Below are 14,780 nucleotides of genomic sequence, written 5' to 3'. Positions count from 1 at the left end.
CGGTGCCCTGGCCCACGTCCCGGACGACCGGGATCTGTTCGTCGCTCACCGCTCCATTGTCCGGCAGCGGCCGGGCGGCGTTCAGGCAGGCGTCGGGTCGGCTCCTCGGGCCGTCGGCCCCGACCAGACCTCCGCGGCCTCCCGCGCGTGCTCCCCGGCCTGCGCCAGGCCCGCCCGCGCCGCCGGGTCCCGCCGCGCCGGATCCAGCACGTTGCGCCCGAAGGTCTTGCGGGCGGCCGTCGACGGGGTGATCAGGAGCACCCGCGCGCCCGCCGCCCGCAGTTGCTCGGCCTGCGCCGACGGTGAGGGCACCAGCCCGGAGCCGAGCGACAGCGGGGCGATGATCACCACGCGCGCGTACCCGGCGGCCAGGTCCGCGTTGGTGGCGGAGCGGATTCCGCCGTCGATGAAGCGGCGGCCGCCGACCGTGACCGGCGGCCACACCCCCGGCACGGCGCAGCTCGCCGAGACGGCGTCGACGAGCCCGCTGCCGCTCCCCCGGTCGAACGCCTCGAGTTCACCGCTGAGCGCGTCCACCGCCGTGACGACGAGCCGCCGCTCCGGCCACTCGTGGGAGACCAGCCGGGCGGCGAGGACCGTGCGCCGCTCCGCCTCCGCGCCGGTGTCGGCGGCCAGCGCCATGGCGCCGATCCGCTGCCGGTAGGCCGTCGCGGTGCGCGAACGCGCCATCGCGACGGCGAACCGCGCGATGAGGCCGGCGCCCAGTTTCGCCGCGGCCTCCCTGGTGGCCTCGCCGAGCTGGCGCTCGTACAGCTCCTGCGCGGTGAGCAGTCCGGAGGTGAGCTGGGCGCCGACCACGGAACCGGCCGAGGTGCCGACGACCAGGTCGGCGGTGGTGAGGTCCACGCCGGCGCGGGCGAGCCCGTACAGGATTCCGCACTCCCAGCCGATGCCGGTCAGTCCCCCGCCGCCGAGCACCAGTGCCGTGTCGCCGCCCATCTCCGCCCGCCCCTCCGATCGCGCCTGTGGTGACGGCAGTCTGGCGCAGCCGGCCTGCCATCACCACAGAGGGGTCCGGATCGGACCCGCATCGGACCCGGATCGGACCCGGATCGGACCCGGATCGGACCCCGGACGGTGCCCGGAATCAGCCCAGTACGGCCGTCACCGTGCCCGCTCCGACGGTCCGCCCGCCCTCGCGGATCGCGAAGCCGAGCCCGGACTCCAGCGGGACGTCCCGGCCGAGCTCGACGGTCATCGTGACCGTCTCCCCGGGCCGGGCCACGGCGGCCTCACCCAGGTCCACGTCCCCCACCACGTCGGCGGTGCGGATGTAGAACTGCGGCCGGTAGCCGCTGGCGACCGGTGTCGTACGACCGCCCTCGCGCCCGGAGAGCACGTACACCTGCGCGGTGAAGCGGCGCTGCGGGGTCACGCTGCCGGGCGCGGCCACCACGTGCCCGCGGCGCACGCCGTCGCGCGGCACTCCGCGCAGCAGCAGCGCGACGTTGTCCCCGGCCTCGGCGGAGTCCATCGGCTTGCCGAAGGTCTCCAGTCCGGTGACGACCGTCAGGGCGGGCTCGCCGTCGCCGCCGAGGACCGCCACGCGGTCCCCGAGGCGGACGGTGCCGCGCTCGACGGCTCCGGTCACGACGGTCCCGCGCCCGGTGATGGTCAGCACGTTCTCCACCGGCAGCAGGAACGGCGCGTCCGTGTAGCGCACCGGGGTCGGCACGTACGTGTCCACCGCGTCCAGCAGCGCCCGGATCGCCTCCGTCCACCGCGGGTCGCCCTCCAGCGCGCCGAGTCCGGAGACCCGTACGACCGGCGCGCTGTCGCCGCCGTAGCCGTGCGCGGTGAGCAGCTCGCGGACCTCCAGCTCGACCAGGTCGGTCAGCTCGGGGTCGCCGGCGTCGGCCTTGTTGAGCGCCACCACGATGTGGTCGACACCGACCTGCCGGGCGAGGAGGACGTGCTCGGCCGTCTGTGGCATGACCCCGTCGAGCGCGGAGACGACGAGGATCGCCCCGTCGAGTTGGGCGGCCCCGGTGACCATGTTCTTGATGTAGTCGGCGTGGCCGGGCATGTCCACGTGGGCGTAGTGCCGGGTACCGGTCTCGTACTCGACATGCGTGAGGTTGATGGTGATACCGCGGCGGGACTCCTCGGGGGCCCGGTCGATGCGGTCGAACGGCACGAAGGAGGCGCCGCCGCTCTCGGCGAGGACCTTGGTGATGGCGGCAGTGAGGGTGGTCTTGCCGTGGTCGACGTGACCCATGGTGCCGATGTTGAGGTGCGGCTTGGTGCGCACGAATGCCGTCTTGGCCATGATTCATTCCCGTGTCCGGAAGCTGGAGCGGGACCCCGAAGCCGAGCCGACCCTCCCCCTGCGGGGTCCGCCGGACGATCCGGGAAGGGTCAGCTTCGTGCGCCGTCGAATGCGGCGAAGGCAGGTGCGCCTGCGGTTGCGGCAGCCTTCGGCGCGTCCGCGACTGCGGACGGCGCTGCGAGGAAGGCGTACCGGTTCATGTGCCTGATCCTGCCGGACGGTCCGGGGCGCGTCGAATGAATTACCGCGTGCGCAAAGGGCCGCCACGGTGTCCGCGGCGGCCCGTGTGCGCGCCTTCGGGGCACCCGGTATCGTCCATTACGTGCGATCCACCCGAATATCGGCGGCGGTGTCCGGCCGGACAGCGGGAGCGCGCCGGGCGGCCACCGCGGCCGTCCTGGTCCTCCTGGCGGCGGCCGTCCCCGTATCCGGCGCCGGCGCTGCGGCGACTCCGTCCGCGCACGGCCCGTCCGCCCCGCCGCCGCGGTTCGTGTCCGGCCCCTGCCCCGAGACGCCCGAGCCCATCCCCGTCCTGGAACACGCGCGTTGCGGCTTCCTGGAGGTACCCGAGAACCGCGAACGCCCCGGCGGGCGCACGGTCCGGCTGGCCGTCGCCGTCGTTCCCGCCGCCTCGGCGAAGCCCGCCGCGGACCCGCTGGTGTACATGGCGGGCGGACCCGGCGGCGACGCGTTCGGCGACATCCCCTTCCTGGTCGAGGCCGGTCTGAACCGCGACCGCGAGCTGATCGTCATGGCCCAGCGCGGAAACCTCCACTCGCGGCCGAATCTGGCCTGCCCCGAGATCGACCGCGCCTCGGCGCAGGCCGTCGGGCTGCGCTACGACGACCCGTCCGCACGCACCCTGCTGCTGCGCGCGGCCGAGCAGTGCCGCGGCCGCCTCACGGCCGACGGGACCGACCTGGGCGCCTACAACACCGGTGAGAACGCCGCTGACTTCGCCGACCTGCGGACGGCCCTGGGCATCCCCCGCTGGAACGTCTACGCGTACTCCTACGGCACCGATCTCGCCCTCACCTACCTGCGCGACCACCCTCAGGGGATCCGCGCGGTGGCCCTCGACTCGGTCACGCCGCCGCAGACCGTGAGCCTGCCGTGGACCTGGAGCAGCGCCCGCGAGGGGATCGACACCGTCCTGCGCGCGTGCGAGGCGCAGCCCGCGTGCAAGAGCCGCTACCCGGACCTCGACCGCACCCTGGCGGAGCAGGTGCGCAGGCTGGAGGAGCGGCCGCTGACGCTCGAGGCCGTACCGCCGCAGGGCGGGAAGCCCGTGAAGGTGGTCCTCGACGGAGGGGCGCTGCTGAACCTGCTGGTCGGCAACGCGGTCCCGGCGGCCGAGGTTCCGGCGGCCCTCGACGAACTCGCCCGCGGGAACCCGGAGCGTTTCGCGCGGGCGCGGGCGGCCGGCGCGCACCCCGCCGTCGGCGAGACCGCGTACGGCCTGACGGAGTCGGTGGCGTGCGCCGAATGGGCGCCTGGGCATTCGGAGTCGGACCTGCTGAAGGCGGGACGCCGGGCCTTCCCGGGCTGGCCGGACTCGGTCCTGACCCACGCGCCCCAACTCCCCTTCCAGCACGAGGTGTGCCGCGTCTGGAACGTTCCCGACCGGACCGGGTCCCAGCGCGTGACGCCTGTCAGCCCGGTGCCCACCCTCATCGTCTCGGGGACCTTCGACGCGAAGACCGGGGCGAGTTGGGGCGAGCGCACGGCGCGCACGCTGTCCGGCTCGACCGTCGTGAAGATCCCCGGGACCGGACATTTCGTCGTCCCCCAGTCACCGTGCGCGCAGCAGGTGCTGGCCTCGTTCCTCGCCCGCCCCACCGCGCCCGACACCAGCTGCGCCGCCGACGTCAGACCGAAGCCGTTCACGATCGTCCCGAGGTGACCGGGAGGGCCCGATGGCACGCAACGACGCTCACCGCCACCGCCGTACCGTACGACGCCTGCCCACCGCGTCGGCCGGGCTGGCGGCCGGCATCCTCGTGGCCGCACTGGTGGCGGTACCCGTCCACGCCGCCCCCTCCCCGGACACCGGGGCCGCGGCGGCGATCGGCACGGTCCCCGGGGCTGCGGGCGATGCCCGCTACGAGCCGGGCCCCTGCCCGAGAACGCCGGACCCGATCCCCGCGCTCGAGGGGGCCCGCTGCGGCACGCTCACGGTGCCCGAGAACCGCGACGAGCCGGACGGCCGCACGATCGAGCTCGGGGTCGCGGTCGTGGCGGCGGCCACCGACCGCCCGAAGCCGGACCCGATCGTCTGGTTCGCCGGAGGACCCGGTGACGACGCCGTCGGGGAGGCCCAGATGGCGATCGACGGCGGGCTGAACCGCGACCGGGACGTGATCTTCATGTCGCAGCGCGGAACGTACTCGGCCGACCCGGCACTGACCTGCCCCGTCGTCGACGAGTTCACCGCGAGTTCGGTCGGCCTCGTCTACGACGCGCCGTCCACCGGGCGGCTGCACGTCGACGCGACGCGGACCTGCCGCGAGCAACTGGCGGGCGGCGGAGCCGACCTCAGCACGTACGACAGCACCGAGAGCGCCGCCGACTACGCGGACCTGCGCGTCGCACTGGGCCTCGCGCAGTGGAACGTGTTCGGCATCTCCTACGGCACCGACCTGGCCCTGATCTACCTGCGCGACCACCCGGAGGGCATCCGGTCCGTCGGTATCGACGGCATCCTGCCGCCGTCCACGGCGGGCCCCGCCCTCACTTGGGCCAGCGCCCGCCAGGGTTTCGACGCCCTGTTCCGGGCGTGCGCGCGGGAGCCCGCGTGCAACCGCCGCTACCCGGACCTGCCGGCCACCTTCGACCGCCTGGTCCGCGACCTCGAGGCCAGGCCGGTCACCACCAGCGTCGAGGTACCCGGCCGCCCGGAGCCGGTGAAGGTCGTGCTGGACGGCGGCACCCTGGTGAACTGGATGACGTCCGCCACCCACCTGGCGGCCGGAGTGCCCCGCTCCCTCGACGAGTTGGCCCACGGCAAGCCGCAGCGGATCGCCGAGCAGTGGGCGGGCGGCAAGGTCAGCCCCCAGGCCGTCGGAAGGATCGCGCACGGGCTCGCCTACGGCGTCTTCTGCCGCGAGTGGGTGCCCTTCGAGAGCGAGGCCGACGTGCTCCGGGCGGGGCAGGAGGCCTTCCCCTCGTTCCCCCGCTCGGTCCTGGCCCAGGCGCCGCAGCTCCCCTTCCTGTACGGGGACTGCGAGGCCTGGAACGTACCGGCCGCACCGCGCGAGGTCCGTGACGTGACGCGCAGCGATATCCCGACCCTCGTGATGTCGGCCGGGTTCGACGCCCAGACCGGGGCGTCCAACGGACCGTACGTCGCCCGTACGCTGAGCCGGGCCACCGTCGTCACCATCCCCTACGTGGCCCACGTGGCCTTCGCCGCGTCCCCGTGCGCGCAGGAGATCACCCTGTCGTTCTTCGACGCCCCGACCGCCGCGAAGACCGGATGCGTCACCGCCCTCGAACCCCCCGCGTTCGAGATCGGGCCCTGACCACTAGGTGTTCCGGGCGGGAGCCAGGTTCTTGAGCGCCTCGCGCGCGGACAGCGGGGACAGGGCGGCCCTTTCGGCCTCGACGAAGGCGCGTACCGCGTCAGGGTCCGTCTTCGCGTACTCGCGCAGGGCCCAGCCGATCGCCTTGCGCAGGAAGAATTCCGGGTGGCCGGCCCGGCGGCGGCAGTAGTCGAAGAGCCGTCCGGTGTCGGTGGCGGACTTGAAGCGGAGCTGGTGGAGCAGGGCGGTGCGGGCGAGCCAGAGGTCCTCGTCCTCGATCCACTCGTCCATCACGGCGGCGAGCCGCGGGTCGGCGGCCACCAGCGGTCCGACCGTGTGCGCGGCCAGCAGGTCGACGGTGTCCCACCAGGGGACGGTGACGATCAGGTGCCGGGCCACCGGCAGGAAGCCGGAGGAGCAGCGGGAGACGTGGCGGCGCAGGTAGTCCACCGCGAAGTAGTGGTACTCACGTTCCGGGAACGTCCAGCAGCGCAGCGCGAGCGCCGCGCAGTCCTGCTCGGACGGCTTCGGAGTGTCCTTGGTCACGCTCTTCGACAGTTCCCGGCGCAGCGGGGTGGGGATGCCGAGGAAGCACGCGACGTTCTTCATGTACGCGGCCATGGCCCGGGCCCGCACGGGATCGGCGGCCGCCTCGTACGTCCCGGGCAGCCGCTCCATGAGGGTGTCCGCGAGGGCGCTGGGGGGAACCGTAGGAGGTTGCCGGGCGTTCGACAGCATGAGGCCCAGATTACGGCGGGACGCCGCATACGTCGGCTACTCTCCCGGGATGTCCCTCCTCCTCGCGCCGCGGACCCGGCTGTCGCTGCTCGTCGTGCTGCTCGTGGCGGCCGGCGTGTGCGTGCTGCTGTACGAGCCCCAGCGCATCCTCTCGGAGGGCTGGCCCCCGGGTCTCCCGGTGGGCACGGCGGTCCTGCTGTTCGCAGCCGCGTACGGCGTGTGCACGGCCGCCTTCGTGCCGCGCCCCTTGCTCAACCTGGCCGCGGGAGCCGTCTTCGGCGCCCAGTTCGGCCTCGTCGCGGCGGTCGGCGGCACGGTGCTCGGCGCCGCGATCTCCTTCGGACTGGGCCGGATCATGGGCCAGGAGGCTTTGCGGCCGTTCCTGCGCGGACGCTGGCTCCAGGCGGCCGACGGCCAGCTCAGCCGGCACGGCTTCCGCTCGATGCTCGCGGTCCGGATCTTCCCCGGAGTGCCGTTCGTGGTGGCCAACTACTGCGCCGCGGTGTCGCGGTGCGGCTGGGGCCCCTTTCTCCTCGCCACGGCGCTCGGCGTCGTCCCGAACACCGCCGCGTACGTGATCGCGGGGGCCAGCGCCTCCTCCCCCGGATCACCCGCGTTCCTCGTCTCATTCGGCTTCATCGTCGTCTCCGTGGTGGGCGGCGCAGTGGTCGCCTGGCGCAAGCGGCACCGTCTGGCACCCCCTCGGAACCGGGATCTACTGACCGAACTGACGCCCCAGCACCCCCCTGTGGTCAGCGGCGCTTCGCACGGGCCCTAGCATCGGACGCGAACTGCCCGACGATCACAAGGACGAGCGCACCCCGACATGAGCTGGTTCGAATCCCTAATCCTCGGTCTCGTCCAGGGGCTTACGGAGTTCCTCCCGATCTCCTCCAGCGCCCACCTGCGGCTGACCGCGGCGTTCGCCGGCTGGCACGACCCAGGAGCGGCCTTCACCGCGATCACCCAGATCGGCACCGAGGCCGCCGTGCTGATCTACTTCCGCAAGGACATCGCGCGGATCGTCTCCACTTGGTTCCGCTCCCTGTTCAACAGGGCGCTGCGGTCCGAGCAGGACGCCAAGATGGGCTGGCTGGTGATCGTCGGCTCGATCCCGATCGGTGTGCTCGGTCTCGTCTTCAAGGACGCGATCGTGGGCCCGGCCCGTGACCTGCGGCTGACAGCGACCACCCTCATCGTCATGGGCATCGTGCTCGGCGTCGCCGACCGGCTGGCCGCCCGCGACGAGGAAGGCGGCCGGCACCGCGCCATCCGCGAGCGCAAGACGCTCGCGCAGCTGGGCGTGAAGGACGGTCTGGTCTTCGGTCTCTGCCAGGCGATGGCCCTGATCCCGGGTGTTTCCCGGTCCGGCGCGACGATCTCCGGCGGTCTGCTGCTCGGCTTCACGCGTGAGGCCGCGGCCCGCTACTCCTTCCTCCTCGCGATCCCGGCCGTGCTGGCGTCGGGTGCGTTCGAGATCAAGGACGTGACGGAGAACCCGGGTCATATCTCCTGGGGTCCGACGATCTTCGCGACGGTCATCGCCTTCTTCGTGGGCTATGTTGTGATCGCGTGGTTCATGAGATTCATCACCACTAAGAGCTTCATGCCGTTCGTGATCTACCGAATCTTGCTCGGAATCCTGCTGTTCGTGCTGGTGGGAGCAGGTGTCCTGAGCCCGCACGCGGGCGAATCCGGCGGCTGAACCAGGGCCGCACAGGTAGCGCTGTCGAGCATTTCCTAGCGCCTGATTGCAGCACCACGCCATGATCATCTCCCACTTGTCTCCCACTCATCTCCCACTGGGGAGCCGGGATACGCCCCACTAGGATGTGTGCGTCCGCAAAGTAGGGGATGACGCAGAAGGGCCCGTCCAGCAGTGCGGGCCCTTCCGTACAGAGGGTGGAGCGGGTCAGCTGAGGTTCATGTCCGGCCTATGCCGGACCTTCGCCACGAGGAAACGCAGCCGCTCATCCACCGTGTCCCAGGCATCGCCGGTGAGGTCGGCCGGCTGTAGGGTCAGGCGTCCGCGTCCAGGGCGATCCGGGTGAACTCCGAGCTGTCGACCAGGTCCCGAGCGAGCCGGTCGAGGGCGCGGGCGGCCCGCACGTGGCAGGCCGCGTCCAGCACCAGTTGACGCTCCGCACGGCTCGGCGGAACCCGGGAACCAGCCGCGGCACCACCGTACGCCAGGGCACCACTTGCGGGGCCCCTGACCTGTGAGGACAAGGACGGGGGGGGCTTCCACTGCGACCCCGACGACATCACAAGCCTGGTGTCGGCCGACCTCGACCCGGCGCTCAAGCTGGCGTGCACCACTCCTCCGAAGCAGCTCGTCCATGGACCACGTCGTCCGGATGCACACCGAGATGATCACCGGCCTCCGGCTCCTCGGACCGACACGGGCCGAGTGAGAGGTCCGGTCGCTCAACTATGCTGACACCAGCGTTGCGCCCGTGTCCGCGATCCGGGATGAGGGCCCCTGACCTCTTCGAGGCGCCTGGAGGAAGCTGTGACCGCCGAACTCCCCGACTGGATGATCCCGCCCAGGATCAGCGGCTGGGAAGCCGATGACCTCGACCTCCTCGCCCAGGCACCGCGGCACACCGAACTCATCGACGGAGCCCTGATCTTCATGACGTCGCCGCAGCGGTCCTGGCACGCCCGGCTGGTGGAGAACCTGACCTTCGCCCTGCGCCAGGCCGCCCCCGTCGGGTTCGACGCCGAGCGTGAGATGACCGTCAGGCTCGACAAGAAGAGCCGCCCCGAGCCGGACATCCTGGTCACGACCGCCCCGTACGACCCCGACCGAACGTGGTACGCGCCCGAGGACGTCGCCCTGGTCATCGAGGTCGTCTCGGAAGAGTCGGCGGACCGCGACCGTTCCCTGAAGCCCTTCAAGTACGCACAGGCCAGGATCCCCCACTTCTGGCGCGTCGAGGACGAGACCGGCGCCCCCACCGTCCACACCTACGAACTCGACACCATGACCAGCACCTACGTGGCCACCGGCATCCACCGCAACCGGTTGAAGGTCTCCGTCCCCATCCCCCTCGACATCGACCTCGACAGCCTCGTGCCCTGACTCTCTGCCGGACGCCAGGCCACGGCTTCGCGAGCTGGAAGCGTAAGCCGCCTCACGCCCCCGCGAGGGCGAAGGTGAACGGTTCACGGGGCTCGTACCGGCCGGTGACGTCGCGAGCAGGTTGCCGGCACTCGACGACCGCCGAGTCTCCCGTGGCGTGGTCAAACGCCAGGTGCACCGTGCTCCACGTACCCGCGTGGGCGTCCCCCTGTGGGCGTACCTGGAAAAGTTCGGCCTCCAGCGCGTCGACCGCCTCGGCGACGGTGGGGAAGCGGTCCAGGAGGTACTGCGTCCACAGTGCGGCGCTCACGGCCGGCAGGCGCGGGTCACGCTCCCCATAGTCCGATTCGGCCAGCCACGGCAGATGCGCGCCAAGACCCGCCTCGTTGATCCCGTCCGTGGTGGCGGAGGCGTACGCGATGGCCACCGCCCTGCCGTAACGGGCTCCACCGCAGCGGCAGCGGGTCGTCCGCTCCCATGCCCGCCCGCTCCGCCCCGCTTGATAGCACCCACAGGTTGGTGTCCAGGCTCTGCTTCCAGCCCATGTTCCGGCCCACGACGACCGGATGCCCGGCCGCCTGCCACAGCACACACACGCGCACACATGAGCCTCACGCTGGAGCGGCCGGTCGGGACGCGCGTGTCGGACCACCAGTGGGACTCAGGCGCCCTGGACGACTCTCCGCCCGACTGCAGGTCAGCACCGACCACGACAGCCCTGTGGGCTGTCGTGGTCGGTCAGCTCTTCGGCGGTATTCGGACGCGGAGCCAGGCGGGAAGGCATCGAGCGGGCGGGATGATCACACCGCCGCCCGCGTCCCGTTCCCCTCGTACCCGCGGGAGTCACCCCATGCCCACCGACGACCAGGTGGTGTCCTGCCCCTTCGACCACAGTGACGCGCTCGAGTTCGACCCCGCACTGGTCGCGTTGGCGGCTCGCGGGCCGGGCAGCCGGATCCGCCTTCCATGCGGCGAGGCCGAGGCATGGCTGATGACCAGTCACGCCAGGGTGCGTCAGGTGACGCGCGATCCGCGGCTGAGCCGGGCCACGATCGTCGGCCGGGACCATCCGAGGATGGCACCGGAACCGATCGTGTCACCAGAGGCGGTCAATGTGGCGGACACGCCTGTCGGTGTTGCTGCCCCATCTGACGAACTGCGAACTGCTCGCCGTACCGGAGGAGGACCGCGAGGACCTGCGCGCGTGCACGATGCGGCTGCTGCCACCCCACCCGGTTCTGGGATCTGCGTCTGGCCGTCTGTCCGGAAGAGGTGTGCTGAAACACCGAGACCATCCGCCGCTTCCGGTGACCTGGTGACGCCGCCCGCGCACACCCCCCGAAGAGAGGGTCCGCGGACCGTCCGGCGGAGCCGGCCGACGGCCCGTCGGCCGGCCGCGGGACACGTGGTGGCACGACGCTGTGGCACCCGTATGCCCCCACGCACCAGGCCGAGGCCGCCTACCTGGCGTCCGTGATGACCGCGAGGGTCGGCGCCGCTCCGGTCGTCGTGGACCTGACCACGGGGCGGTTCGAGCGCGAGGAGTGCGCCGTGGTCAAGGTCTGCGCACCACACCTGCGCTACAGCGCCCGCCACACCATTCCCCGCCCGCACCCGGCGGCAGCCGCATGAACGTCCACGTCTTCGCCGGCCCCACCATCGGCGCCGACCGCATCCGCGAACTCGTGCCCGACGCGGTCCCGCACCCGCCGGTCAAGCGCGGCGATCTGCTCCGTCTCGCGCTCCGTCCCGGCGACGTCGCGCTGACCATCGACGGCGTATGGCACCAGAGCGCCCCCATCCGGCACAAGGACATCCTCGCCGTCCTGGCCGACGGCGTCACCATCGTCGGAGCCCTCCGGACCGCCGAGCTCGCCCCGTACGGGATGGTCGGCGTGGGCAGGATCTTCGAGGACTTCCGCGCCGGCCGCCTGGACGCGGATGACGAGGTCGCCAGCGCCGGAACAACGAACCTTCTGGCTCACGCTCGAAGAGATCGAGATCTTGCCCCAGCGCGAGGCACTGCTGCGCATCATGGTCCGCTCGACCCGCCTCGACGGCGCGTGGGACGTGTGGCCGGCCAGCCTGGCGGAGGTCGAGACACTGCTTGACACATCTGTCCAGACGGGCGAGGAGGTGGCCCCCGCGTACCGGATCAACACGGCAGTCGCGGCCGACAACCCCCAGCACACCACCGCGCACCTGGACCCAGAGCGCCTCGCACAGCACCTCCTCACCACCTGGGGCCTGGACCACCGCGCGGACGTGGCAACCCGGGACGCCGCCGCCCGGGACCGCGCGTTCCGCGACTTCGCCGGAGCCGTCGAGGTCGATCGCGCGTTCTACATCGGGGCACGAGTAAGCACCGCGCCACCAGTCGCAATCGACGTCGAACCTCTGATTTGAATCAAATAGAGCTGGCGTGCAGCGTGTTGGCAAGACGATGGAGACATGTCGATCTGGTCTCAGGTTACTGGTCCTGCTCGTGCCCACTGGAGACGCGTTCTCTCACCTGCCGGGGCTGCCATAACCAGCTGGGACAGAACCCAGCAGCAGTCGGTGGCCGTTCTCGCGCAAAAATTCCACGGCGCCATTTTACGTCGGCCTTACTGCTGGGCCACCGCCCGTGGGGCTGCCGGACGACCGCTCTTCCTGCCAACCGAACGAAGACTGACAAAGACCCGGCCGAGTGGTGCCCACCGCCCTCCAGTTACCACTGCACAGGTGACTGGCCGGGTTGAGACCAAGCTCCGTTGGGGCATTGGCCGCCGACGACCATGAGCAGCAAGCTCTGCTCGGGCTGGCGGAGGGCTGCCTCGGCGCAACCGTCGACTACGAGACCAGCCCCTAAGCTTGTTCTTTATCTTCTGGCTCAGCGCCCGTTCCCTTGCGACCTCGTCCCCATCTGATCCGACCTGGTCCGGAGCGCATGTCGAGGGCAAGGAAGGGCGACGGCTGGCCTGCTGGCCAGTGTGTTATCCAGGTGTGGTGACGACTTCCAGGCCTTCCACCAGGCTCTTTGACGCGGTGCTGTGCGACTTCGACAACGTGATCCGCTTCTACGACACGACGGAGCTGGCGAGGTTGGAGCGTGCAGCAGGGCTGGAGCAGGGCACCACCATGAAGGTGGCGTATGCGCCGGAGATTGACCTGCCCCTGCTCCTGGGAAAGATCACTCAGCACGAGTGGGTGGAGTCCATCGTGCTCGGCCTTACGGCCCGGGTTCCCAAGACGACAGCACGCGAGCTGGCTACGACGCTCGCCAAGGCGCCCTTCTGGGCCGACGAGGCGGTCGTGGACCTGCTTCGGCGCGTGCGGGCCCGTGTGCCTCTCATCCTCGTAACGAACGCGACGCTCGATTTTGACAACGACCTGGCGTCGTTGGGACTCTCGGATTTCGCAGACCATGTAGTCAGCAGCGCCCAGGTGGGGGTGGCAAAACCGGACCGGGAGATCTACGAGATCGCGTCCGAGCGGGCCGACGTCGCCATCGACCGGTGCCTCTTCGTGGATGATCGCCTGGAGAACATCGAAGCCGCAGTGGCACTTGGAATGATGGGCCTTCACTACCGAGAGCCTGCGGATCTCGAAGAGTCCGTCAGTTGCCTATTGGACGGCCCGCAGCTCACTCACGGCCAACGCTGAGAGGACGTTAAGTCCGTTTCTGGTAGCGGCCGCGACCGGGTTGGGTGAGGAAGCCTTGGCGGGTGAGTCGTCCGAGGCGGCTGCGGGTGACGTTGACGGATGCCTCGTCGGTGGGCATGTCGAGGAGTTCGTGCAGCTCGCGGGCCCTGAACACCTGGTCGGAGTACTGGTTGAAGGCGTTCACGATGGCCTGGTAGGTGGTGCCCGACTCGGGCGGATCGGGTTCGGTCCCGTTCGGTGCGAGTTCGGCGATGATCTTGCGGGTGGTGGCCAGGTCCGCAAGACGCGCTTCGGTCTCTGCGAGGGTGGCACTGAAATGCGCGATCTGATGGCGGAGCTCATCCGCGCGGGCCCTGGCCTCGTTCTCCCGGATGTGAAGGTCCACCAGTAGTTCGGTGATGCTCACGCGGCCAGCCCGATGGTGTCGCGCCAGGCCGGCGTGGGTGTGGTGAGGCGGCGGGCCATGTTCGCGGTGGAGGCCCAGTAGACGCGTGAGGCGGAGGTGTCAGGGCGGTGGTCGTACTCACGGGCCAGACGCCGGTGCAGCATCAACGTGCCGTTCGTCTGCTCGACCACCCACCGCTTGTGCTGCGGGACGAAGCCCTTGCCCTGATCGGCGGGGTTGCGGCGGACGACCCCGACGTCGATGCCCAGCAGGGCGCCGTGGATGATGACTTCGTCCTTGAACCCCTGGTCGACCAGGGCTTTCTCCAGGCGCATTCCGCAACGCTCGGCGGCCTGGTCGAGGAGGGCGGTGCCGGCGGCGTTGTCGTGCGCGGAGGCGGCCATGACGACGACGCCGATGATCAGTCCCAGAACGTCGACGACCAGTCCCCGTTTGCGGCCGGAGACCTTCTTGTTCGCGTCCAGCCCCGTCGTGGTCCTGGGGACACCCGCCGCGGCGCGGACGGACCGGGTGTCGATGACCACGAGGGACGGGTCCTCTAATCGGCGGGCTTTCTCCCGGACCTGGCAGCGCAGGAGCTCCTGGATCCGCTGGTCAAGCCCGTCCTGACGCCACAGACCGAAGTAGTGGAACACCGCCGACCAGGCGGGGAAGTCATGCGGCAGCAGTCGCCACTGACAGCCCGTCCGGTTCTGATAGAAGATCGCGTTCACGACTTCCCTCAGGTCGCAGGACCCCGGATCCCCGGTCGCCGACCGTGCCACCCTGCCCTGCTTCCAGGCGGTGATCATCGGCTCGATCAAAGCCCACTGCCCGTCCGACAAGTCGCTGAGGTACGGCTCTCTCTTCACGCCCCGCATCTCAACATGGACATGCCCATCGGGCAGCCCGGACGGCGATCAGTACCACGATCGAGCGATCACGAACCGAGAAAGACCGGACTTAACGACCACTGAAGGAGTGAGGTCAGCTCGTCATGAGACTCAAAGCGGGTCATGGATCTCACTCTTGCACACCCCCCTTCGCCCATACGTTCGGATGTCACGCAATCGCGGTCAGAGCCGTTTTCAAAGAGTCTCATCACAGCGGCGTAAA

The 14,780-nt window shown here is 70.6% G+C and carries 15 protein-coding genes; 9 read left to right on the top strand and 6 right to left on the bottom strand.

Annotated features, from left to right (window positions below):
* Window positions 1–81: 81 nt before the first annotated feature.
* Entirely contained in the window at window positions 82–960 is an 879-nt protein-coding gene (locus ACIQZO_RS22290) for a patatin-like phospholipase family protein (RefSeq protein WP_403628616.1), read from the bottom strand.
* A 148-nt stretch (window positions 961–1,108) separates the two neighbouring features.
* The gene (gene tuf / locus ACIQZO_RS22285; RefSeq protein ID WP_403628614.1) at window positions 1,109–2,290 is read right to left on the bottom strand and encodes an elongation factor Tu; all 1,182 of its coding nucleotides are present in this window, start codon (window positions 2,288–2,290) and stop codon (window positions 1,109–1,111) included.
* 322 nt (window positions 2,291–2,612) lie between these two features.
* Between tuf and ACIQZO_RS22280 the strand changes: the two genes are divergently transcribed.
* Together ACIQZO_RS22280 and ACIQZO_RS22275 are read left to right on the top strand one after the other, a co-directional pair.
* Window positions 2,613–4,193, top strand: a complete 1,581-nt coding sequence (locus ACIQZO_RS22280) for an alpha/beta fold hydrolase (RefSeq protein WP_403628611.1) — start codon at window positions 2,613–2,615, stop codon at window positions 4,191–4,193.
* 13 nt (window positions 4,194–4,206) lie between these two features.
* Window positions 4,207–5,811 carry an alpha/beta fold hydrolase gene (locus tag ACIQZO_RS22275; RefSeq protein WP_403628609.1) on the top strand — a complete coding sequence of 535 codons (1,605 nt, stop codon included), beginning with the start codon at window positions 4,207–4,209 and terminating at the stop codon, window positions 5,809–5,811.
* A 3-nt stretch (window positions 5,812–5,814) separates the two neighbouring features.
* Here ACIQZO_RS22275 and ACIQZO_RS22270 read toward each other — a convergent pair whose 3' ends face one another.
* Complete coding sequence (locus ACIQZO_RS22270; RefSeq protein WP_403628607.1) at window positions 5,815–6,549, bottom strand: DNA alkylation repair protein; 735 nt, start codon at window positions 6,547–6,549, stop codon at window positions 5,815–5,817.
* A gap of 49 nt (window positions 6,550–6,598) precedes the next feature.
* Here ACIQZO_RS22270 and ACIQZO_RS22265 point away from each other — a divergent pair, with 49 nt between their 5' ends.
* The 3 genes from ACIQZO_RS22265 to ACIQZO_RS22255 all read left to right on the top strand — a co-directional run bounded on the left by ACIQZO_RS22265 (window position 6,599) and on the right by ACIQZO_RS22255 (window position 9,634).
* Window positions 6,599–7,327, top strand: a complete 729-nt coding sequence (locus tag ACIQZO_RS22265; RefSeq protein WP_403628604.1) for a TVP38/TMEM64 family protein — start codon at window positions 6,599–6,601, stop codon at window positions 7,325–7,327.
* Between the two features lie 48 nt (window positions 7,328–7,375).
* On the top strand, window positions 7,376–8,254 hold the full coding sequence (locus tag ACIQZO_RS22260) for an undecaprenyl-diphosphate phosphatase (protein WP_403628601.1): 879 nt from the start codon (window positions 7,376–7,378) through the stop codon (window positions 8,252–8,254).
* An 831-nt stretch (window positions 8,255–9,085) separates the two neighbouring features.
* Window positions 9,086–9,634 carry a Uma2 family endonuclease gene (locus ACIQZO_RS22255; protein WP_403629015.1) on the top strand — a complete coding sequence of 183 codons (549 nt, stop codon included), beginning with the start codon at window positions 9,086–9,088 and terminating at the stop codon, window positions 9,632–9,634.
* 52 nt (window positions 9,635–9,686) lie between these two features.
* Here the strand turns inward: ACIQZO_RS22255 and ACIQZO_RS22250 are convergent, their stop codons facing one another.
* Window positions 9,687–10,061: a linear amide C-N hydrolase gene (locus ACIQZO_RS22250; protein WP_403628599.1), complete on the bottom strand. Its 375-nt coding sequence runs from the start codon at window positions 10,059–10,061 to the stop codon at window positions 9,687–9,689.
* Window positions 10,062–11,107: 1,046 nt separating this feature from the next.
* On the opposite strand from ACIQZO_RS22250, the gene ACIQZO_RS22245 reads away from it, so the two are divergent.
* The 4 genes from ACIQZO_RS22245 to ACIQZO_RS22230 all read left to right on the top strand — a co-directional run bounded on the left by ACIQZO_RS22245 (window position 11,108) and on the right by ACIQZO_RS22230 (window position 13,279).
* On the top strand, window positions 11,108–11,266 hold the full coding sequence (locus tag ACIQZO_RS22245; RefSeq protein ID WP_403628597.1) for a hypothetical protein: 159 nt from the start codon (window positions 11,108–11,110) through the stop codon (window positions 11,264–11,266).
* Complete coding sequence (locus ACIQZO_RS22240) at window positions 11,263–11,745, top strand: TfuA-like protein (protein ID WP_403628594.1); 483 nt, start codon at window positions 11,263–11,265, stop codon at window positions 11,743–11,745. Before ACIQZO_RS22245 ends, ACIQZO_RS22240 begins: the two co-directional genes overlap by 4 nt.
* Window positions 11,639–12,040, top strand: a complete 402-nt coding sequence (locus ACIQZO_RS22235) for a hypothetical protein (protein WP_403629044.1) — start codon at window positions 11,639–11,641, stop codon at window positions 12,038–12,040. Before ACIQZO_RS22240 ends, ACIQZO_RS22235 begins: the two co-directional genes overlap by 107 nt.
* Before the next feature lie 582 nt (window positions 12,041–12,622).
* Window positions 12,623–13,279 (top strand): HAD-IA family hydrolase, encoded by a 657-nt coding sequence (locus tag ACIQZO_RS22230; protein WP_403628591.1) that lies wholly within the window; start codon window positions 12,623–12,625, stop codon window positions 13,277–13,279.
* Window positions 13,280–13,286: 7 nt separating this feature from the next.
* Here ACIQZO_RS22230 and ACIQZO_RS22225 read toward each other — a convergent pair whose 3' ends face one another.
* Together ACIQZO_RS22225 and ACIQZO_RS22220 are read right to left on the bottom strand one after the other, a co-directional pair.
* Window positions 13,287–13,685 (bottom strand): hypothetical protein, encoded by a 399-nt coding sequence (locus ACIQZO_RS22225; protein WP_403628588.1) that lies wholly within the window; start codon window positions 13,683–13,685, stop codon window positions 13,287–13,289.
* Window positions 13,682–14,536, bottom strand: a complete 855-nt coding sequence (locus ACIQZO_RS22220; RefSeq protein ID WP_403628586.1) for an IS5 family transposase — start codon at window positions 14,534–14,536, stop codon at window positions 13,682–13,684. The genes ACIQZO_RS22225 and ACIQZO_RS22220 overlap by 4 nt, the downstream gene beginning before the upstream one ends.
* Between the last annotated feature and the right edge of the window lie 244 nt (window positions 14,537–14,780).

The organism is Streptomyces sp. NPDC097617 (genome assembly GCF_044761485.1).
GTDB lineage: Bacteria > Actinomycetota > Actinomycetes > Streptomycetales > Streptomycetaceae > Streptomyces.
The sequence above is the reverse complement of the archived record's forward strand: the minus strand, read 5'-3'. Positions and strand labels throughout refer to the sequence as shown.